20 protein-coding genes are annotated in these 20,852 nt (G+C 60.8%); 10 read left to right on the forward strand and 10 right to left on the reverse strand.

Annotated elements, in window-relative coordinates; genetic code table 11:
• From E4O98_RS04930 to E4O98_RS04950, 5 genes are all read left to right on the forward strand, one after another.
• Nucleotides 1-702: an ABC transporter ATP-binding protein gene (locus E4O98_RS04930; RefSeq protein ID WP_005785830.1), complete on the forward strand. Its 702-nt coding sequence runs from the start codon at nt 1-3 to the stop codon at nt 700-702.
• Nucleotides 703-941: 239 nt separating this feature from the next.
• Nucleotides 942-1,238 (forward strand): DUF2282 domain-containing protein, encoded by a 297-nt coding sequence (locus E4O98_RS04935; RefSeq protein ID WP_032877335.1) that lies wholly within the window; start codon nt 942-944, stop codon nt 1,236-1,238.
• A gap of 23 nt (nt 1,239-1,261) precedes the next feature.
• A complete protein-coding gene (locus E4O98_RS04940; RefSeq protein WP_248134340.1) occupies nt 1,262-2,140 on the forward strand; it encodes a DUF692 domain-containing protein in 879 nt (292 codons plus the stop codon).
• Nucleotides 2,137-2,913, forward strand: coding sequence for a DNA-binding domain-containing protein (locus tag E4O98_RS04945; protein ID WP_103733466.1), 777 nt, complete (start codon nt 2,137-2,139; stop codon nt 2,911-2,913). Before E4O98_RS04940 ends, E4O98_RS04945 begins: the two co-directional genes overlap by 4 nt.
• Nucleotides 2,910-3,395 carry a DoxX family protein gene (locus tag E4O98_RS04950; RefSeq protein ID WP_103733465.1) on the forward strand — a complete coding sequence of 162 codons (486 nt, stop codon included), beginning with the start codon at nt 2,910-2,912 and terminating at the stop codon, nt 3,393-3,395. The genes E4O98_RS04945 and E4O98_RS04950 overlap by 4 nt, the downstream gene beginning before the upstream one ends.
• On the opposite strand, the gene E4O98_RS04955 is transcribed toward E4O98_RS04950, so the two are convergent.
• A complete protein-coding gene (locus tag E4O98_RS04955; RefSeq protein WP_032877339.1) occupies nt 3,392-4,300 on the reverse strand; it encodes a LysR family transcriptional regulator in 909 nt (302 codons plus the stop codon). The two genes, E4O98_RS04950 and E4O98_RS04955, sit on opposite strands and share 4 nt — an antisense overlap.
• A 105-nt stretch (nt 4,301-4,405) precedes the next feature.
• Here E4O98_RS04955 and E4O98_RS04960 point away from each other — a divergent pair, with 105 nt between their 5' ends.
• Nucleotides 4,406-5,005, forward strand: coding sequence for a short chain dehydrogenase (locus E4O98_RS04960; protein ID WP_122735386.1), 600 nt, complete (start codon nt 4,406-4,408; stop codon nt 5,003-5,005).
• A 33-nt stretch (nt 5,006-5,038) separates the two neighbouring features.
• Here the strand turns inward: E4O98_RS04960 and E4O98_RS04965 are convergent, their stop codons facing one another.
• On the reverse strand, nt 5,039-5,428 hold the full coding sequence (locus tag E4O98_RS04965) for a hypothetical protein (RefSeq protein WP_248134342.1): 390 nt from the start codon (nt 5,426-5,428) through the stop codon (nt 5,039-5,041).
• 136 nt (nt 5,429-5,564) lie between these two features.
• Here E4O98_RS04965 and E4O98_RS04970 point away from each other — a divergent pair, with 136 nt between their 5' ends.
• A complete protein-coding gene (locus tag E4O98_RS04970; RefSeq protein WP_032877341.1) occupies nt 5,565-6,236 on the forward strand; it encodes a membrane protein in 672 nt (223 codons plus the stop codon).
• Nucleotides 6,237-6,342: 106 nt separating this feature from the next.
• Complete coding sequence (locus tag E4O98_RS04975; RefSeq protein ID WP_248134344.1) at nt 6,343-7,956, forward strand: NAD(P)/FAD-dependent oxidoreductase; 1,614 nt, start codon at nt 6,343-6,345, stop codon at nt 7,954-7,956.
• Nucleotides 7,957-8,018: 62 nt separating this feature from the next.
• Here the strand turns inward: E4O98_RS04975 and E4O98_RS04980 are convergent, their stop codons facing one another.
• The gene (locus E4O98_RS04980) at nt 8,019-9,113 is read right to left on the reverse strand and encodes a PLP-dependent cysteine synthase family protein (protein ID WP_248134346.1); all 1,095 of its coding nucleotides are present in this window, start codon (nt 9,111-9,113) and stop codon (nt 8,019-8,021) included.
• Between the two features lie 215 nt (nt 9,114-9,328).
• Between E4O98_RS04980 and nhaA the strand changes: the two genes are divergently transcribed.
• The gene (nhaA, locus tag E4O98_RS04985) at nt 9,329-10,504 is read left to right on the forward strand and encodes a Na+/H+ antiporter NhaA (protein WP_005785813.1); all 1,176 of its coding nucleotides are present in this window, start codon (nt 9,329-9,331) and stop codon (nt 10,502-10,504) included.
• 75 nt (nt 10,505-10,579) lie between these two features.
• Here the strand turns inward: nhaA and E4O98_RS04990 are convergent, their stop codons facing one another.
• The 6 genes from E4O98_RS04990 to dinG form a co-directional block, all read right to left on the reverse strand.
• Nucleotides 10,580-11,044: a glycine zipper 2TM domain-containing protein gene (locus E4O98_RS04990; protein WP_003189251.1), complete on the reverse strand. Its 465-nt coding sequence runs from the start codon at nt 11,042-11,044 to the stop codon at nt 10,580-10,582.
• 264 nt (nt 11,045-11,308) lie between these two features.
• On the reverse strand, nt 11,309-11,956 hold the full coding sequence (pdxH, locus tag E4O98_RS04995; protein ID WP_032877344.1) for a pyridoxamine 5'-phosphate oxidase: 648 nt from the start codon (nt 11,954-11,956) through the stop codon (nt 11,309-11,311).
• 27 nt (nt 11,957-11,983) lie between these two features.
• A complete protein-coding gene (locus E4O98_RS05000; protein ID WP_005785808.1) occupies nt 11,984-13,129 on the reverse strand; it encodes an OmpA family protein in 1,146 nt (381 codons plus the stop codon).
• Between the two features lie 142 nt (nt 13,130-13,271).
• Nucleotides 13,272-14,417 (reverse strand): EstA family serine hydrolase, encoded by a 1,146-nt coding sequence (locus E4O98_RS05005; RefSeq protein WP_032881067.1) that lies wholly within the window; start codon nt 14,415-14,417, stop codon nt 13,272-13,274.
• Nucleotides 14,418-14,499: 82 nt separating this feature from the next.
• A complete protein-coding gene (locus tag E4O98_RS05010) occupies nt 14,500-16,797 on the reverse strand; it encodes a beta-galactosidase (protein ID WP_103733461.1) in 2,298 nt (765 codons plus the stop codon).
• Between the two features lie 88 nt (nt 16,798-16,885).
• Nucleotides 16,886-19,030: an ATP-dependent DNA helicase DinG gene (gene dinG, locus E4O98_RS05015; RefSeq protein ID WP_005785803.1), complete on the reverse strand. Its 2,145-nt coding sequence runs from the start codon at nt 19,028-19,030 to the stop codon at nt 16,886-16,888.
• Nucleotides 19,031-19,129: 99 nt separating this feature from the next.
• On the opposite strand from dinG, the gene E4O98_RS05020 reads away from it, so the two are divergent.
• A complete protein-coding gene (locus E4O98_RS05020; RefSeq protein ID WP_032877347.1) occupies nt 19,130-19,594 on the forward strand; it encodes a CopD family protein in 465 nt (154 codons plus the stop codon).
• A gap of 461 nt (nt 19,595-20,055) precedes the next feature.
• On the opposite strand, the gene E4O98_RS05025 is transcribed toward E4O98_RS05020, so the two are convergent.
• Nucleotides 20,056-20,814, reverse strand: a complete 759-nt coding sequence (locus tag E4O98_RS05025; RefSeq protein ID WP_032877348.1) for a collagen-like protein — start codon at nt 20,812-20,814, stop codon at nt 20,056-20,058.
• Nucleotides 20,815-20,852 lie beyond the last annotated feature (38 nt).

A 20,852-nucleotide genomic window follows, 5' to 3' on the forward strand; every position in this document is an offset into this window, starting at 1 on the left:
ATGTTGCAGTTCGAAAACGTTTCCACGTTCTACGGCAAGATCCAGGCCCTGCACGACGTCAATGTCGAAGTGCGCCAGGGTGAGATCGTCACCCTGATCGGCGCCAACGGTGCCGGCAAATCCACCTTGCTGATGACCCTGTGCGGTTCGCCGCAAGCCTACAGCGGCAGCATCCGCTACATGGGTGAAGAGCTGGTGGGCAGGCACTGCGCCGAAATCATGCGCAAGAGCATTGCCGTGGTACCGGAAGGCCGCCGCGTGTTCTCGCGCCTGACCGTGGAAGAGAACCTGGCCATGGGCGGGTTCTTTACCGACAAGGGCGACTACCAGGAACAGATGGACAAGGTGCTGCACCTGTTCCCCCGCCTCAAGGAACGCTTCAGCCAGCGCGGCGGCACCATGTCGGGCGGCGAGCAGCAAATGCTCGCCATCGGCCGGGCGCTGATGAGCAAGCCCAAGCTGTTGCTGCTGGACGAGCCCTCCCTGGGCCTGGCACCGATCATCATCCAGCAGATCTTCGATATCATCGAACAGCTGCGCAAGGACGGGGTGACGGTGTTTTTGGTGGAGCAAAACGCCAACCAGGCATTGAAAATCGCTGACCGGGCCTATGTGCTGGAAAACGGCCGGGTGGTGATGCAGGGCACTGGCGAGCAACTGCTGACGGACCCGAAGGTGCGAGAGGCATATCTGGGAGGTTAAGACCCGGTTACTGAGTAAACTGGATCTAAATGTGGGAGGGGGCTTGCCCCCGATAACGGTATATCAGTCACATGTCCTGTGCCTGACACACTGTCATCGGGAGCAAGCCCCCTCCCACATTTTGTTTTGCGTAACTTGAAAAAAATTCGACTGGTTTTGTAACGAACTCAATCCCCCTCTCTCTAGTGGTGCAAGCAGGCAATCAAGCCTGCGCATTCGACCACTGCTGGAGACACACCATGACCACCAAACTGTCCGCCGCCACCCTCGTCCTCGCCCTGGGTTCGGCCCTGAGCCTGTCCGCCCTGAGCACCACTGCCCACGCAGCCGATGACATGCAGAAATGCTTCGGCGTGGCTGAAGCCGGCAAGAACGATTGCGCCGCAGGCGCCGGCACCTCTTGCGCCGGCACCTCCAAAACCAAGGACCAGGCCAATGCCTGGAAGCTGGTCCCCGCCGGTACCTGCACCAAGACCCCAAGCACCACCTCGCCGACCGGCTTCGGCCAGGAAACCGAATTCACTGCCAAATCCTGAAACCTTGTGCAGCCTGAGTACTGATGATGACGCCTACATCCCCTTACACGGTCTCACCGACTCAGGTGCCCGGCCTGCCCTTGCGGGCCGGGCTGGGGTTGAAGACCGAGCACTTTACCCAAGTGCTTGAGACCGGCCCTGATATCGGTTTTTTTGAAGTACACGCCGAAAACTACATGGTGGCCGGTGGCCCGTTTCATCACTACCTGGGATTGATCCGTGAGCAGTACCCGCTGTCGTTGCACGGCGTGGGCCTGTCCATCGGCGGCGAAGCTGCCCTGGATCGCGAACACCTGGCACGCTTGGCGACGTTGATCGAGCGCTATCAACCCCAGTCTTTTTCCGAACACCTGGCCTGGTCCAGTCACGGCCCGGTGTTTCTCAACGACTTGCTGCCGCTGGCTTACGACGCCACCCCCCTGAGCCGGGTGTGCGCACATGTTGACCAGGTGCAGAGCACACTCAAGCGGCCGATGCTGCTGGAGAATCCCTCGACCTACCTGCAGTTCCAGCGCTCTACCCTGGATGAAACCGACTTCATCAGCGAGGTCATCCGCCGTACCGGTTGCGGCCTGCTGCTCGACGTCAACAACGTCTACGTATCCTGCATCAATCACCAGCGCGATCCATCGGCCTACATCGACGCCCTGCCCTTGCACGCAGTGGGGGAGATTCATCTGGCCGGCTTTGCCGAAGACACAGACAGCCTGGGCGACCGCCTGCTGATCGATGACCACGGCGCGCCTATCGATAACGCCGTGTGGCAACTGTACGAGCACGTGCTGGCGCGGACCGGCCCGGTAGCCACGTTGATCGAGCGGGATAACCAGGTGCCGCCCTTCAGCGTATTGCAGTCCGAAGCCCGGCAGGCTGAAAGCTATTTGTCGCAGGTGACCCGATGAGCCTTCAACAGGCATTCGCCCATGCGTTGCTGACGCCGGACGCAACCTGCCCCGAGGAGGTGTTCAGCAGCAACGGGGCCGACCCGGCGAGTCGCTTCGCGGTGTATCGCAATAATGTCCACAGCGCGTTGATAAATGCGCTCGTCGCCGCCTATCCGGTGACGCGGCAACTGGTTGGCGATGAGTTTTTCCACGCCATGGCCAGCCTGTATGTCCAGGCTCACCCGCCCACCAGCCCTTTGATCAGCGAATACGGCAGCACGTTGGCAGCGTTTATCCAGCGCTTCGAACCGGCCTCAAGCGTGCCATACCTGGCAGATATCGCTCGGCTGGAGCGCCTGCGGGTTCGGGCTTATCACGCGGCGGATCGCCAGGCACTGGATCAGCACAGCGTGCTCCAACAACTGCAAGGCTGCGCGCAGCTGGGGCAATTGCGGGTGCGACTGCATCCATCCCTCGAAACATTGGAATCTCCCTACGCGATCGTGTCGGTTTGGGCTGCGCACCAGACCGACGGGGTTATCGCCACCTTGAACCCATGGTACGCCCAAGGCGCGCTGGTCCTGCGCCACGGGTTGGCGGTCAAGGTGTTCGCCATCGACAGCGGCTCGGTGACGTTTATCAACCGCCTCAACCAAGGCGCCGGGCTGGAGTTGGCCATCGCTGACGCCCTTGAAGCCTCAGCCGAATTCGACTTGCACCAATGTCTCACGCTGCTGATCAGCCACGACGCCATTACTCATTTGCATCTGCCACCCAAGGTATCGCCATGAACACTCCCGCTCCGTGCCTGATAAAGCGAACCGTCGCACTGTTTGAAAAAATCCCCTACAGCCTGATCGCGTTTATTGCGCGCTTCTCCATTGCCGCAGTGTTCTGGAAATCCGGGCAGACCAAGGTCGAAGGCTTTGCCATTGACGTGATCAGCGGCACATTCCAAGTCGGTGAACCCAAGCTCGCCGCCTCGACACTCTGGTTGTTTCGCAGCGAATATCAGTTGCCCCTGGTGCCGCCGGAGGTGGCCGCGTACCTGGCAACCTTTGCCGAGCACTTTTTCCCGGTATTGATCCTGCTGGGGTTTGCCACACGCTTCTCGGCCCTGGCCCTGATCGGCATGACCTTGACCATTCAGTTGTTCGTCTACCCTGACGCCTACCCCACGCACGGCACCTGGCTCGCGCTGTTGTTGCTGTTGCTCGCCAAGGGGCCAGGCCGCTTGTCCATCGACCACCTGATGGCCCGTCGCTTGCGTTAAAGCCGATCCAGCGCCTCGCCGCTGCGCCGGAACCAATCCACCAGGTAATCGGCCAGCACCTGGGTGCGTCTCGGCAGGCCACCCTGGTAGGGATGAACCAGGTACATCGGCATTCGGCGTGTCTGATAGTCGCGCAGGATCCAGCGCAATCGCCCATCGGCCAACTCCGTCGGCAACACGTAGGACGGCAGGCGGGCGATACCGGCGCCCACCAGGGCGGCTTTTTTCAGCAGGTTGTAATGGTTGGAGGCAAACGTGCCGCTCACCCGCACTCGCAGTAATTCATGCTGCTGGTGATACAACCACTCCTCACGACCGCTGTAGTGACTGTTGAGCAAGCAGCTGTGCGTCGACAGGTCCGCCGGGGTCAGCGGTTCGCCATGCTGCTCCAGATACGCCGGGCTGGCGCAGGTCACCTCGTGCCAGGCCAGCAGAGGCTTGGCGACCAGGCGTTCATTTTCGATGGCAGCCGCGCGCACGCCCAAGTCAAAGCCATCGCGCGCCAAGTCTCGGTAGCTGTTGTTAAGCTCCAGCTCGATCTGCACCTGCGGATATTGCCGGGAAAACTCCAGCAACAAGCCATCGAAGAAGGTTTCGCCCAGCGACACCGGCACGGTCATACGCACAGGGCCGGCCAAATCATCCTTGAGCCGCGCCAACGCCTGCCGCGCGCGTTCTACCTGTACCACCAGCGCTTGTGCCTGGGGCAGCAATGCCGCGCCGGCCGCGGTGAGGCTGAGCTTGCGGGTGGTGCGGTGCAACAGCACCACGGCAAACTGCGCTTCCAACTGGCTGATGCGCTTGGACAACTGCCCTTTGCTGCAGCCCAGCTGTTCGGCCGCCACGGTGAAACTGCCCGCTTCGATCAGCACAGCAAAGGCTGCCAGATCATCCATTTCGCTCATGGATTGTTTCCATTTGAAAACCAAAGGTTGCCTATTAGCGCGTTTATTCGCCTGAAAAGCCACACTAGACTGGACCTTCAGTTAACCCCCTGGAGGAACAGCACGATGAAAATCCTATTGATTGGTGCCAGCGGCACCATAGGTTCAGCGGTCAAGGCAGAGTTGGCGCAACGCCACGAAGTGATCAGCATCGGCCGTACCAGCGGCGACTTCCAGGTGGACATCAGCGATAGCGCCTCGATACGCAGGCTGTTCGAGCAGACCGGCAAGTTCGACGCTCTGATCTGCGCCGCAGGCAGTGTGAACTTCGTGGCACTGGGAGAGATGAGCGACAGCGATTTCGAACTGGGCCTGCGTGACAAGCTGATGGGCCAGGTCAACCTGCTGCTGATCGGACGCGAATACGCCAATGACGGTGCCTCGTTTACGTTCACCAGCGGCATTCTCAACCGCGACCCGATCCGTACCGGTGCCTCGGCCGCGCTGGTCAACGGCGCGCTGGATGCCTTTGTCAAAGCCGCGGCGATCGAGTTGCCACGGGGCTTGCGTGTCAATTCGGTGAGCCCGACAGTGCTGCTGGAAGCCATGGGCAGCTACGCTCCATACTTTCGTGGGTACAAACCGGTGCCTGGTGCAGATGTGGCGTTGGCCTACGCGAAGAGTGTCGAGGGCTTGCAGACAGGGCAGACCTTTATCGTGGGCTGACCTGCCAAAGAAGGTTCTCGGTACCTGCCACCTTTAGTGCAGGTACCGAGTTGCCCATTCCGCAGCCAAGTCTTTGGGCACGGCTACTCTGAAGCTGCCCCCCATAATCCCTTGAACGTGGCTGGTGTATAAACGGCGACCATCGATATAAAGCGTCATCTGCTTTCCGTAGGTCAGCGTGGTAATGGCTGTGGTACGCGCCTTGGCCTCTTCGCTTAACGTAATGCTGGCCGATACGGTATCCGCATTCAGATTGTGGATACTCTTGAGTTCAAGCGAGATCTCGGTGAAGTCATTAGCCGACCAATACTCCAACCTCGCGGCGTCCTCAGCAAACACCGAAACGCTGGCAAACAGCAGTCCATATGCGCTCCATTTATTTGTCATCGCAACTCTCCCAGGCAAAGTCATCAACCCTTGCATACCGCCCCCCGTCCTTGCATCAGTAAAGGCTTAAAGGCTGACGTATGCCGCAGGTATTGGTTTCGAGCTGTTTACAGACTTGTGGTGCGACGCGAGGCTGCGTAACGTGGCGGCACTTGTTTTGGAGACCCGATCAATGCGCGCCGCTCGTACTCTTGCACTGTTTGCCCTGCTGCCCCTGTTCACCGCTTGCCAGATGTTCGAGAGCGAGCCGGCCAAACCGTCTACTGCCGGGCTGACCCGTATGCAGGGTGAGTTGACCGCTGTGGAGGGCAAATTGTTGTTCCAACCGTGCGGCGACAAACGCAACTATGTGGTCAACGACACCGGCGGCACCAGCATCCTGCAGGAAGCCGCGTCCCTGGCCGGCCAGCAAGGCGCGTTGTTTGCCGACCTGCGCGGCAAGTTTTCCGGGGTTGCCAGCGGCACCCAGGGTTCGCTCGACCTGCAACAACTCTATCGCGTAGAGCGCTCGACCTCAGCCTGCGACGATCCGGACTTCAAGCGCATGATCCTGCGCGCCAACGGCCATAAGCCGGCCTGGGCAATGAATGTCACAGCCAAGGGCATGGTGCTGGAACGCGAAGGCCAGCCACCGCTGGCGGTGCCCTACGTCGAAGAACAACTGGGCGATGGGCGCTTCAACCTGATGACCGAAGCCAATAACCAGCACATCGAATTGTGGGTGGCGCCCCAGCGCTGCGTCGACAGCGTGAGCGGCAGCCTGCAACACATGAGCGCCGAGTTGCGGGTGAACGGCCAGGTGCAGCGTGGCTGCGCGGCGTTTGGCGGCTCCCGGGACGACTGATTGTGCCTTGGGCTGTTTTAACCTGACGGAAAACCACCTTTGGGGCTTATAATCGCCGGTTTGCAAAACAGCCGGCCTCCTTGCCCGCCGCCTACCGGATCCTGTCATGTTACGAATCACCGAACTCAAGCTGCCCATCGACCATCCCGAAGAAGACCTGCGGCCTGCCATCGTGCAGCGCCTGGGCATCGCCAGTGATGACCTGCTCGATTTCACCCTGTTCAAACGCAGCTACGACGCCCGTAAAAAGTCGTCGGAGCTGTGCTTCATCTACACCGTCGACCTGAACGTCAAGGGCGAAGCCGCCCTGCTGCTCAAGTTTGCCGATGACCGCAACGTCAATCCCGCGCCGGATGTCAGCTACAAGGTCGTGGGCCAGGCGCCGGCAGGCTTGGTTGAACGGCCGATCGTGGTGGGTTTTGGCCCCTGCGGGATCTTCGCCGGGCTTCTGCTGGCGCAGATGGGCTTCAAGCCGATCATCCTCGAACGCGGCAAGGAAGTGCGCCAACGCACCAAGGACACCTGGGGCCTGTGGCGTAAAAGCGTGCTCAACCCCGAGTCCAACGTGCAGTTCGGTGAAGGCGGTGCCGGGACCTTCTCCGACGGCAAGCTGTACAGCCAGATCAAGGACCCGAAATTCCACGGCCGCAAAGTGCTGCACGAGTTCGTCAAGGCCGGTGCACCGGAAGAGATCCTCTATGTCAGCAAGCCGCATATCGGCACTTTCCGCCTGACCGGCGTGGTAGAGAACATGCGCGAGCAAATCATCGCCCTGGGCGGTGAAGTACGCTTTGAACAACGGGTCACGGATGTGTTGATCGAAGACGGGCAGTTGAACGGCGTGGTCATCGACGGCGGCGAGCAGATCCTTTCCAGGCACGTGATTCTTGCCCTGGGCCACAGTGCCCGTGACACCTTCCGTATGCTCCATGATCGCGGCGTGTACATGGAGGCCAAGCCGTTTTCGGTGGGCTTCCGTATCGAACACCCACAGTCGCTGATCGACGCCGCACGCCTGGGCAAATACGCAGGCCATCCGAAACTGGGCGCAGCGGACTACAAGCTGGTGCACCACGCCAAGAATGGTCGCTCGGTCTACAGTTTCTGCATGTGCCCTGGCGGTACCGTGGTGGCTGCGACCTCAGAACCGAACCGCGTCGTGACAAACGGCATGAGTCAGTATTCGCGTAATGAACGCAACGCCAACTCCGGCATCGTGGTCGGCATCACCCCCGAGGTGGATTACCCGGGCGGCCCGCTGGCCGGTATCGAATTGCAGGAGCGCCTGGAGTCCCACGCCTATATCCTCGGCGGCAGCAACTACGAGGCACCGGCGCAACTGGTGGGGGACTTTATCGCCGGCAAACCGTCCACTGCCATCGGCAGTGTGGAGCCGTCCTACAAGCCCGGCGTGTCAATGGGCGACCTGGCCCTGGCCTTGCCGGACTTCGCCATCGAAGCCATCCGCGAAGCGTTGCCGGCGTTCGAAAAGCAGATCAAAGGCTATTCGCTGCACGATGCGGTGTTGACCGGCATCGAGACTCGCACTTCGTCACCCTTGCGCATTACCCGCGATGAGTCGATGCAGAGCCTGAACGTCAAAGGCCTGTTCCCAGCCGGGGAAGGCGCCGGTTATGCCGGCGGGATTCTGTCGGCGGGGGTTGACGGGGTTCGGGTTGCCGAGGCGTTGGCGCGGGATATGTTGGGCATCGAAGCCTGAGAACACTGTAGTAAAAAATGTGGGAGGGGCTTGCTCCCTCACACATTTTGATTTGCGCCCGGTCAGATATTGGCGCGCAGGATGCTGGTCGGTAGAGACTCGCCCTGCTCTACGCTCGCAGCCACCGCCGCAACCAACCCATCCAACTCATACCCCTGCCCCGCCAACCACGCCTGATCGTAATAGGTCGTGGCATAACGCTCGCCGCCATCACACAAGATCGCTACGATCGAGCCCGATTCTCCCGCCGCTTTCATCTGGTGCGCTGCTACCAACGCGCCGATCAGGTTGGTCCCGCTGGAACCGCCGACCCGTCGTCCCAAACGCCCAGCCAGGTAATGCATGGCCGCCAATGACAAGGCGTCTGGCACCTTGACCATCGCATCAATCACCGCCGGCAGAAACGACGCCTCGACACGCGGGCGACCAATCCCTTCGATTCGCGAACCACACTCCAGGCGCAGGCTGGCGTCGCCGCTCTGGTAGAAGTCGAAAAACACCGAGCGCTCGGCATCGGCACACAGCACGCGGGTGCAATGCTGGCGATAACGTACGTAGCGGCCCAGTGTCGCGGTGGTGCCGCCAGTGCCGGGGCTGGAAATCAACCAACTGGGCTCCGGGTGCTGCTCGAAGCGCATCTGCTGGAAGATCGATTCGGCAATGTTGTTGTTTGCGCGCCAGTCGGTAGCACGCTCGGCGTAGGTGAACTGGTCCATGAAGTGACCACCACTTTCCTGGGCCAGGCGTTCGGATTCGGCGTAGATCTGCGTCGGGTCCTGAACCAGATGGCTCTTGCCACCGTAAAAGGCGATCTGGGCGATCTTTTCCTGGGAGGTGGTGGCCGGCATGACGGCAATGAACGGCAACCCCAACAGGCGAGCGAAGTAGGCTTCAGAGATGGCTGTGGAACCGCTGGACGCTTCGATCACCGGGGCGCCCGGCTTGAGCCATCCATTGCACAGCGCGTACAAAAACAGCGAGCGAGCCAGCCGGTGTTTCAGGCTGCCTGTGGGGTGGCTGGATTCGTCCTTGAAGTACAACTCGATGCCGGGCAACCCAGGTAACGGCAACGGGATCAGGCGGGTGTCGGCGCTCCGCTGGAAGTCCGCTTCAATGATGCGAATGGCTTCGCGGGCCCAGGTACGGTGGTCGCTCATGGTGGACTCTCTAAGGTTTTCAGCCTGAATCTTAAGATGTTTCGTACACCTCACACAGATACAGTACCGACTCAATTTGACACACAACTGCTAGTCTTTTACGCATCTACAACCCGACTCATCTCTTATAACAAATAAGAATATAACTTTTGTTTTAACAACTAACTGTACGGGTTAGGGTACCCACCTATTGAACCTCAAATGGAGAGCATCCCTTGCCTCTGCGTAGCACTTTTACTCGTTTCTTCCAGCTGGAAGCCGCCAGTGGTCTGTTGTTGATCGCCGCTGCCGCTTTGGCGCTGATCATCAACAACTCACCGTTGTCGCACCTGTACAACGCGTTTCTCGATACACCTGTGGTTGCCCAGGTCGGCGCGTTGAAAATCGCCAAGCCGGCACTGCTGTGGATAAACGACGGCCTGATGGCTCTGTTTTTCCTGCTGATCGGCCTGGAGGTCAAACGCGAACTGCTCGATGGTCACCTCTCCAAGCCTTCCCAGGTTGTGCTGCCCGGCGCAGCGGCCATCGGCGGCATGGTGGTGCCGGCGCTGATCTACTGGGCGCTGAACAAGGACAACCCGGCCGCCCTCGCCGGCTGGGCGATCCCGATGGCCACGGATATCGCGTTCGCTCTGGGCGTGCTGGCACTGCTGGGCAAGCGCGTACCGGTGTCGCTGAAGTTGTTCCTGATGACCCTGGCAATCATTGATGACCTCGGCGCCATCATCGTCATCGCGCTGTTCTATTCCGCTGACTTGTCCGGCGCGTCCCTGGCGGGCGCGGGGGCTTGCTTGATTGCCTTGATTGCGATGAATCGCCTGGGCGTGATCAAGCTTGGGCCTTACCTGATCATCGGCCTGATCCTGTGGGTGTGCGTACTCAAGAGCGGTGTGCATGCCACACTGGCCGGTGTGACCCTGGCATTCTGCATTCCACTGCGCACCCGGAATGCCGAAACCTCACCGCTGCTGACCCTGGAGCACGCCCTGCACCCGTGGGTGGCCTACGCCATCCTGCCGTTGTTCGCGTTCGCCAATGCCGGGGTTTCCCTCACCGGCGTGAGCCTGGAGAGCTTCACCCATTCCGTGCCCATGGGCATCGCCGCCGGCCTGTTGATCGGCAAGACCATCGGTGTGTTCGGCCTCACTTGGCTGGCGATCAAGACTGGTATCGCGTCCCTGCCCAGCGGCGCCAACTGGGGTCAGGTTCTTGGCGTGGCTGTTCTGTGCGGTATCGGCTTCACCATGAGCCTGTTTGTCGGCTCCCTGGCGTTTGTGCCGGGTGCCAGCGAGTTTGCCGGTGAAGACCGCATGGGGATTCTGACCGGATCGATCCTGGCAGCCTTTATCGGGTATGCGGTGACGGCGATGGCGAGTCGCAAAAAAGCCTGAGCACCTGGGAAAGCAGCATAAAAAAACCCCAACCGGTCACCCGGTTGGGGTTTTCTTTGCCCGATTACTTACCGCTTAGCGAGTAACGCGGCTGGTACCGTCAACGGTCATGATGCGTACGCGGTCACCGATGCGGAAGATTTCATTTTCCTGCACGGCTTGTACGTAGGCGCGCATGCTGCCGTCGTCTTCGCGCACGGTGATTTCCACGCCCTGGGTGCGGGTCAGGCCTTCTTCGGTGGCCGAGCCCAGCAGGCCGCCCGCGACCGCGCCGATTACAGCGGTGACGATGCTGCCACGGCCGCCACCGATGGCGCTGCCGCCAACACCACCGATGACTGCGCCAGCAGCGCCGCCGATTGGGGTCTTGGTGCCTTCGATTTTCACCGGACGCAGGGATTCGATGGTACCCATGCGCACGGTCTGAACGCGACGCGCCTCATCACGGGAGTACGAGTCGCCGGTCAGACTCGAGGCGCAGCCACCCAACAGCAATGACAGGGTGGTAAAGCAGGCAACTAGTAAAACGGACTTACGCATAGCATCAACTCCAAAGGACAGGTATTCATTAAACGCTGTGGCTTGGCGCCTGTCACGGCAAGCCGGGCAGAAAATTGCTTTCATTCAGCCTGAGTACAGACTGCCAGCACCAGAAAACACGACCAACGGTAGCCTAACTGTGGTGCGCAACGGTGCCATCAGCTGCTTGATCATTGTAGCCGCACAATCAAAAGCGCCGAAGTCTCCTGAATAGAGACGTCGGCGCAATGGGCATGATTAAGGCGCAATGACGAAAGGTGACGCTCAGGGCGCCAGACGCTCGCGGATCCATTGAGCGTCTTGTACACGATAGTTGAGACGATCATGCAGGCGGCTGGCGCGGCCCTGCCAGAACTCGATGCGCTCGGGCAGCAAACGGTACCCACCCCAATGCTCGGGGCAATCGGGCTGGGTATCGCTGAAACGCTGTTCGGTGGCCTTGAGCAGATCGTGCAGCTCTTCACGGTCACGAATGACCCTGCTCTGCGGGGATGCCCAGGCGCCGAGGCGGCTGCCCAACGGGCGCACCTGGTAATAGGCATCCGACTCTTCAGGGGTGACCTTGACCACGCGCCCTTCAATACGCACCTGGCGTTCCAGGGTCGGCCAGAAGAACGTCATGGCCGCAAACGGCCGCGCCGCAAGTTGCTCACCCTTGGCGCTCTGGTAGTTGGTGAAGAAGGTAAAGCCCTGTGCATCCAGGCCCTTGAGCAACAGGATGCGACAGTGCGGGCGACCGTCCTGGTCGACCGTCGCCAGGGTCATGGCATTGGCCTCCACCGGCGGCTGTTCGGTTTTCACCGCGTCGCCAAACCATTGGTGGAACAACGCAAACGGCTCGCCGGGGGCCTGGGCCTCGCTCAAACCGTCCCGTGTGTAGTCACGGCGCATATCAGCCAGTGCCTGGGTCATGCGGCTTTATCCTTATGGTTCAACGGCTCAGTTTTTCGCCTGGTCGTTCGAAGCGGGTGCAGCAGCCTTGGCTTTGGTTGCAGCCGGCTTCTTCGCAGCAGGTTTGGCCGCGGCCTTTTTAGCCGCTGGCTTGGCGGCCGCTTTCTTGGCCGGAGCCTTCTTGGCTGGTGCTTTTGCCGCTGGTGCCGGGGCTGGAGCATTCTGCACGGCAACCATTTCAGCAACCGGTGGCGTCTTGCCCGAATTGTACTGGCTCAGCAGTGCAAGCATCGTTGTACGCTGAGTGAACATGATTTCCATGCGACGATTCAGCGCACGCCCCTGGTTGCTGTCGTTGGCGGCACGCGGCATAAGGTCGCCCATGCCACGCAGCATCAAGCGGTCCTGCTTCAAACCACTGAGGCTGAAGATCGAAGCAATCGACTGCGCACGCTCCTTGCTCAACGCCTGGCTCGCAGGAGCGCTGCCGGTGGCATCGACGTGGCCCAGAACCAGTACGGCGGTCTTGGGATCAGCCTCAACGGCCTTGGCCACACGAGTGAACGGGCCCAAAGTCACCGGCAGCAGCATCGCCGGACGCTTCGGGTTGTAGGAACCGTCTACCGGGGCAATCACGACCAGCACGTTGTCGCGACGCTCCAGTTGCAGCGAACTGCCCTTGATGGCCTCGCGCAGGCGTGGCTCGTAGTCGTCCAGCCAGGCTTGGGTGATTTTCGGGTCAGGCATTGGCACATTGGTCACGTCGACCTTGGCCAACGGCTTTGGCTTGCTTTCGAACGGCCACCACCAGCGGGGTTCGGCGTCGGTCTTGGCGACGACAGGTGCCGCGTCGGAAGTCGGGGTTGCGGCCTTCAGGTCGGCTTTCAGGTCGGCCTTGGCATCGGCGGCTTTTTCTTCGGCACTCTTGGTGGAGAACGGCCACCAGCTGTAGCCGGTATCAGCCTTGGCGGGCGAAGCAGGTGCAGCAGCAGCGGCGACAGGTTCAACAGGCTTGGCGCCAGCAGCTGGTTTGGCATCCGGCTTGGCGTCGGTTTGGGTCACTGCGTCCTTGGTCGCAGCCTTGTCCGATCCAAATGACCACCAATGCCCACCTTCGGCATCATTTTGTGGAGTTTGTGCGCAACCTGTAATAGTGAGGCATAGCGCCAGTGCCAAGGACTTGTTCGATAACATGAGATATCCACAAAATGAGAAAAAACCAGGGGGCCTGATGACCCGTTAAACAGACGCTTAAAGAACATTCAAGTTACAACATGTCGTTCAGCATCTTTTTATACTTGCCTTTGTAACAAAAAATTGTGAAACAGCAAGGGGTTTATAGACAACCGGCCAATATTCCGACCAACTTCTGCGCACGCGGGTCCATAAGTACGTAAGGGCCCAGGGTATTAGTCACAAAACCGAACGCTACATCATGTTCAGGGTCGGCAAAACCCACTGAGCCCCCTGCGCCGGGATGCCCGAAAGCACGTGGCCCGAGGCCGAACGTGGCATTGGGCAGCTGCGGTTGATCCAACATGCAGCCCAGGCCGAAACGGGTTTGGGTCAATAAGGTTTTATCCGGCCCAATACTGTGTTCACGGGTCAATTGTTCGAGCATGTCGCTTTCCAGCAAACTACCGTCCAACAAACCGCTATAAAACCCGGCCAGGCTGCGCGCATTACCGTGACCATTTGCCGCGGGCTGCTGCATGCGTCGCCATTCGGGCTTATTAGTACTGGTCAGAATAGACGGTGGATTGGCAAATGCCCGTGTGGTCATCGCCGCCGGTTCGCGCATCATTACTTGAAGTAACCGTTGCGCGGCCTCATCCCCCATATTGCCCTTGCTGCGCGCTATATGGGCCACCCGATAAAACTCTGCATCCGCCAGGCCAACGTGGAAGTCCAGCCCCAGCGGCCGTGCGACCCGTGCCACGATCGACTCACCCGGCCCGCGCCCATCGGCGCGGCGCAACAGTTCGCCGACCAGCCAGCCGTAGGTAATCGCCTCGTAGCCATGACCCTCGCCTGGTGTCCACCACGGCGCCTCGGCCGCCAGGGTGTCGACCATCAGTTGCCAGTCATACAGGGCTTCGGTAGGCAGCATTTCGCGGATGGCCGGCAGCCCGGCCTGGTGGCAGAGCAACTGGCGCAATGTGATCGCCTCCTTGCCCGCCGCCGCGAATTCCGGCCAGTAGTCAGCCACCGGTGCATCAAGCTTGAGCTTGCCCTCGGCCACCAGTTGCAAGGCAGTGACAGCCGTGAAGGTCTTGGTGCAGGAGAACAGGTTGACGATGGTATCACTGTGCCAGGCTTCGGCTCCGTCCTTGTCGGCAGTACCGGCCCACAGATCGACGACGGTTTGCCCGCCTACCTGGATGCACAGCCCGGCACCACGCTCCTGGGGATCATCGAACAATGCGGCAAAGGCTTCGCGTACCGCTTCGAACTGCAGCTCGTAATGACCCTGAATCTGCACCTGATTCCCCTCGCAAAGCACCATGAAAAGTGGCCGCCATTCTTTCAGCCATTGTGGGTTTTGTGAACCCGTCAACGACGAATCAATGACCGTTGCCGGAGTGCCCACCGGCATGTCCAGCGCCCTGCCCTGCGCCTTTGCCGCCCTGCCCCTGCCTGGCGCCTTCACTTTCACGCGCCGTGCGGGTCGCCTTGGCTTTTTGCGCCTCACGGCCCAACTGGTCGACCGCCGCCAGGTTGCTCTTGCGCACACTGTCAACGAAGCCCTGGAAAGGTACATCGGTGATGCCGACAAGGCCGAAATGGCCGTTTTCGCCATCCAGCAGACGCCCGGTGACCGGCTGGTCCAGGTACTGGAACCAGTGCACGCCAACAATCGACGGCTCGGCCATGGCCTGCTTGAGGAACGTGGCGTACGCCGTACCGCGATCTTCTTCGCGGGCCAATTGCGTCACGCCGCCCCAGAACGGGCCACGGTCGGCCGAGCCGAAGTTGAATTCGGTGATCAACACCGGTTTGTCCAACGCACGCAGGGCGGCGAAGTCATAACCGTCCTGGGGTTTTAGGGTGTACATGTTGAAGCTCAACACATCGCAATACTGCGCGCACGACGCCACTGCTTCCGGGGTGCTCACGGCAAAACGGCCGCCCAGCAACAGTTGATTCGGCGCGTGCCACTTCAGCGAGTCGGAAATGGTCTTGAAGTAAGCGTCGGCGAAGGTCTTCTGGAAGTACTTGAAGTCAGCTTCGATTTCCGGGTGTTCAGGGCTGGGCATCGGTGGTTCGAAGCCTGGGTCTTCCATCAGTTCCCAACCCGCCAGTTGAATGCCCCAGGCTTTGGACAGACCTTCTTCGTTGCGATATTTGTCACGCAGCTGCTTGAGGAAAGCGCGCTTGGCCGGAACATCGGTGGTCATGCGCAGGGTGCCGTAAGCCAAGGCGTAGCGGGATTTTGCATCGTCGCCAGGACCGGCCCAGGCCAGTTCGTTGTCGGCAAAAAAGCCGATCAACCACGGATCGTCGCGGTGATCACGAGCGGCGATGGCCACGGCGCGTTCGGTGGCCATCGCGAAACGTGGATCGAACGGATCGGGCATACCGCCCCACCAGTCGGTGCCGGTGCTGATGCTCGCGTAGTCACCCACAATCGACAGCGGCAGGGTATAAGGCACGCGGTCGGCAGTGGCCAGGTCCTCGTCGCTCCAGTTGCCCACGGTATTGAAACCCCAGGCTTGCAGACGGTCCAGGGTGTGCGTCACCCAGCGCTTCTGGTCCAAACCCTCGCCGCCGTAAGTGCGCTGCAGGTTGGCGCCATAAAAGTCATACCAACGCCCCGAACCAAAGCCGCGACCTTCGCCGGCACCGTTGCCGGTGCGGTTATCGCTGCTGCCGTAATACTTGTCGAAGGGTTCGCCGGCCTTGGGCAACGCCGCGAACATCCACTCACGCCCTGCCACGTAGGTCTGGCTGTTATCCGCAGCCACGGTGTTGACCCCCAGTGAATAGAACGGATGACCTTCAGGCGTCACCAGATACCAGCGGCCGTCGCGCTTCTCTGTGCGGAAAAAGCCGCTGGAATCGAACGCCGGGCCTTTGTTCCAGCCGCCGTATTGGTCCAGGGAGGATTTGTCTCGCTCAGCCAACCAGGTTTTGAGCTGCTGCTGCTCTTTGGCAGCCGACGCCTTGAGCTGCTCGTCGCTGCTGACCTTTTCCGGCCAGCGCGCCCGGGTGGACTGGCCAAAAGCATCGACCAATTCGCTGTAGGCGGCCTTCGTTACCGGCTCGCTGTCCTGCACGCCAAAGCGCTCCAGCAGGATGCTTTGGGCGGCATTGGGCTTGATCATCGACAGGGTCACCGACACCACCTGGCTGCGGTCGATTTCGCCGGCACTGCCGGCCAGCAATACGCGCTGGCCATCCACGGTCATCGGCATCGGCGGACCAGCCTTCATGCCCTGGCTCAGTGGCGAGTTGGCTTGTAATGGTACCAGCAGGGTCTGCGCAGGCCCGGCCGGCAAGTCGATGCGGCTGACCAAGGTCTTGCCGTCGGCGCTCTGCACCTTGACGTAGAGGGTCAGTGCCCAGTTCATCGCGCTCTGGATACGCAGGCTCATGGCGCTCGATTGCGACCAGTCCCACACACCGGATTGCGGGCTGAGCACCAGGCTTGGCTCGGCCGCCGGGTTGAAGGTGATACGGCGCAGCACCTCGCCTTCGGGAGTTTGTTCGGCGTTGTATTGGGGCAGGCTGGCGTCCTGAGTCGCCACCTTGACCACATCGGCAGGCCGGACGAAGTTGAACAGCGTTTGTTGCCCGGCAGGCGCGGCCATCAACGGCGCAGCGAACAGCAAGGCAAAAAGAGCGGGCAGCGTGCGAATCATACGAACAAGGTTCTCCCAAACGGCCGGTGAATGGCCTGGTGATAGTGATGAGATAGACCACAAAGTGGGCGAATTCGCCCACGGGGGTTTAAGAAATTTCGCGCCTGAACGGCGGCAACGCATTGAGGATAGCTTTGCCATAGCGTTGGGTGACCAGGCGGCGGTCAAGCAAGGTGATGGTGCCGCGGTCTTGCTCGGTGCGCAGCAAGCGCCCGCAGGCCTGCACCAGCTTCAATGAGGCATCCGGCACCGAGATTTCCATGAACGGGTTGCCGCCACGGGCTTCGATCCATTCGGCCAGTGCGGCCTCGACCGGATCATCGGGCACCGAGAACGGGATCTTGGCGATCACCACGTGTTCGCAATAAGCGCCAGGCAAGTCCACGCCCTCGGCAAAACTTGCCAGGCCGAACAATACGCTGGAATCACCGCCGTCGACCCGCGCCTTGTGCTTGTTCAGGGTTTCCTGCTTGGACAGGTTGCCCTGGATAAACACCTGTTTGCGCCAGTCGCGATCGAGGCCATCGAACACGTCCTGCATCTGTTTGCGCGACGAGAACAGCACCAGGGTGCCGCGCGAACCTTCCACCAGTGACGGCAGATCGCGAATGATCGCCGCCGTGTGGGCCGCCGCATCCCGAGGGTCAGCCTTGAGGTCCGGTACGCGCAGCACACCGGCATCGGCATGATGAAACGGGCTCGGTACCACAGCGGTAACGGCCTTTTTCGGCAAACCGGCGCGCATACGGAAGCGATCAAAGGTGCCCAGGGCGGTCAGCGTGGCCGACGTCACCAGGCAGCCGTAGGCCACGTTCCACAGGTTGCGACGCAGCATTTCAGCGGCGAGGATCGGGCTGGCGTTGACCTCGATATCAAACAGCGCACCGCTTTCCGACAGGGTAAGCCAACGGGCCATGGGCGGGTTGTCTTCCGGATCTTCCACGGTGAACGCGGTCCACAGCTCCCAGTTGCCCTGGGAGCGGGACAACAGGCTGCCGAACAGCGGGTACCACTCCTCGGCCTGGTTGCTGGCGATACCGATATTAACCTCGCCATCCATGCCTTCCTTGAGCAAATCCGTAAGGCGGGTGAACAAGTCGGTCAGGCGTGAAAAGCCTTTCTTCAGCTCGATGCCCATTTCGCGCATGTGCTCGGGGATCATGCCGCCGACAAAACGGTGGCGCGGGCGCTCACGGCCCTCGACATCTTCGCCGGGTTTGAAGTCGGCCACCTGTTCGCAGGCGCTGAACATGAATTGCTGTTGGGTCTTGATCTCCCGCGCCAGTTCCGGCACCTGTTCGATCAGCTTGCCCAGGTCGCCGGGCAGCGGATGCTGGGCCAGCAACTTGGTGAGGTTCTTGGCAGTGGTTTCCAGCCAGTCGGCAGTGGAACGCAGGCGCGTGTAATGGGCGAAGTGGCCGATGGCTTTGTCCGGCAGGTGGTGACCTTCGTCGAACACATAAAGCGTGTCGCGTGGGTCGGGCAGCACCGCGCCGCCGCCCAGTGCCAGGTCGGCCAGCACCATGTCGTGGTTGGTGACGATGACATCCACCTTGCCCATGCCTTCGCGGGCCTTGTAGAAGGCGCACTGGCCGAAATTGGGGCAATGGCGATTGGTGCACTGGCTGTGGTCGGTGGTCAGGCGCGCCCAGTCGGAGTCTTCCAGGGCGGTGGGCCAGCTGTCGCGGTCGCCGTCCCATTTGTTGCCGGCCAGTTTCTCGATCATGCTGGTAAACAGCTTCTGGCTGGCCTCGTCGACCTCGATCTTGAAGCCTTCTTCTTCGAACAGCGACGCGGTGGCGGTTTGCGCATGGCCTTCCTGCAGCAACACGTCGAGCTTGGACAGGCACATGTAGCGGCCACGGCCCTTGGCCAGGGCGAAGGTAAAGCTCAAGCCGCTGTTGCGCATCAGGTCGGGCAAGTCTTTGTAGACAATCTGCTCTTGCAGGGCGACGGTGGCGGTGGCGATTACCAGGCGCTTGCCGGCGGCCTTGGCGGTGGGGATCGCGGCCAGGCTGTAGGCCACAGTCTTGCCAGTACCGGTGCCGGCCTCGACGGCCACGACCGCAGGTTCGCCCTCGCGGCGACCTTCGTCGTCGGTGTCGATATCCCCGAGGACTTTCGCCACTTCGGCGATCATCAGGCGTTGGCCGTAGCGCGGTTTCAAGCTCTTGGCTTCGAGAAAACGCGAATAGGCGCCCTGGATCGTGGTTTTGAGTTCAGTGCTGATCATGGATAGTCGGGCGCAAAAAACGCTGGATAAATTTTCAGTGGTTCGGATCGGCCGCTATCATACCCCGCTAATTAATCCCGCGCAGAACGGAGTACCACAATGACCGCGTTTAGCCTCGCTTACACCCTGCATGTACTGGCCGCCCTGATTTGGGTCGGCGGTATGTTTTTCGCCTGGATGATCCTGCGACCCGCCGCCATGGCGGCCCTTGAGGGCCCTGCCCGGCTCAAGTTGTGGGCAAATGTGTTTCAACGTTTTTTTGTGTGGGTGTGGGTCGCGGTCGTGATTTTGCCGATCAGCGGCGTTGGTTTGCTGCAACTGCGCTTCAACGGTTTTGAAACCGCGCCGCGCTATGTGCAGGTGATGATGGGGTTGTATCTGGTGATGACCGCGCTGTTTATCCGCATCCAGGCGTTGAAGTTTCCTGAACTGAAGGCCGCGGTGGCGGCTGAGGATTGGCCGGCGGGCGCGGCTGCGTTGGGGCAGATTCGCAAGTTGGTGGGGGTTAATTTGATTGTGGGGTTGGTGGTGGTGGCGATTGCTTCGGCCCGGCCGATGTTTTGAAGGCGAGGCTTGCACTGCGATCGGGGTGTGGATATCTACACAACTGCAGTTCGCAGCACCCAACGGTAACCACGATGCGAAGCGAGCCGCTCTTGCTCTTGATCTGCGTTTGATCTCAGGCGCCCCGTCAAACCACGCTGGCCGGAATTCGACAGGGATTTGGGGGGTAAACCGGCAGGGATGCCGGTTTAGCCGCCCCGCGCCATGGATGGCGCGTGGCGGCGGCCCCCCAAATCCATGGCGGATTACGGGCACACCGAGCCCAGGCGAGGTGCCGAGTGGTGGGGCAAGAGCGCTTTGGTTACTTTCGCCTGGGCCGGCATTCCGGCTTTTCGAAAGTGACCCGCCGTAAGGGCGGAACCAATAGCAGCCGTTACCCAAACAACGGATATGTACTCGGTCTGATCCAGCATCCTGGTCGGCCCTAAGGCCGCCATCGGGGGCAAGTCGGAACAGTCGACTCAGAGCCGCTGAATAGTCACCGCCCCCGCAGGCCCAGCCGGCCCCGGCTGCCCTTCAAGCCCAGGCCGGCCCTTGTCGCCACCATCGGCGCGGTACACCAGGCAGCCCTTGGACTGCCCACCCTTGCCAGGTTTACCCGCCACGCCAGGCAACCCACCGGCACCGCCGTCCACCCAGACCTTGATTTGCTCAATCGGGAAGTCCTGCGGCAACTCCAGGCGTACCTGCGCACCCGCCGCACCCGGCAGGCCGTCACCGCCGTTGTCACCGTTAAACCCGCGCCCGGCCGAACCCCAGGTGCAGCCTGGGTCCACGCCGTTGGCGCCATCCAGGCCCGCGTACCCTTGGGCACCGGCACCGCCGCGGGCGTCTACCGACAACACTTCAGCAGTGAGGGAATTGATCCGCAAGGTCAGGTCACGCCCAGCCTTGGCAGGTTTTTCATGGGTGCCGGGGGCGCCGCGGGACGTGATCTGGCTACCCTGCTCCAGTTGCGCCTGGCGCACTTGCATTTGCAGCGCGCTAGCGCCGGGAACAATGGTGATGCGTGCGTCACGCCCCAGGTGCAACTCATCCACAGTGACCTGACTGATAGTGGCCGGAATCAGCAAAGTGCCATAGTCCGCCACGTCCAGGCGCTCAAGCTGCAACACGCTGGTACTGCTGGGCAGGCGCATCAACGAGTTGGTTTCGACACTGACGCTCTGGGCCAGGGCAATGGGGCTGACCAGCAGGGCCAACAGAAAAACCTTACGCATCATGGGGCTCCTGAGTGTTTTCAAATTTTTCTTTGAGC

It is taken from the genome of Pseudomonas sp. W2Jun17 (assembly GCF_023127795.1).
GTDB classification, from domain to species: domain Bacteria; phylum Pseudomonadota; class Gammaproteobacteria; order Pseudomonadales; family Pseudomonadaceae; genus Aquipseudomonas; species Aquipseudomonas synxantha_A.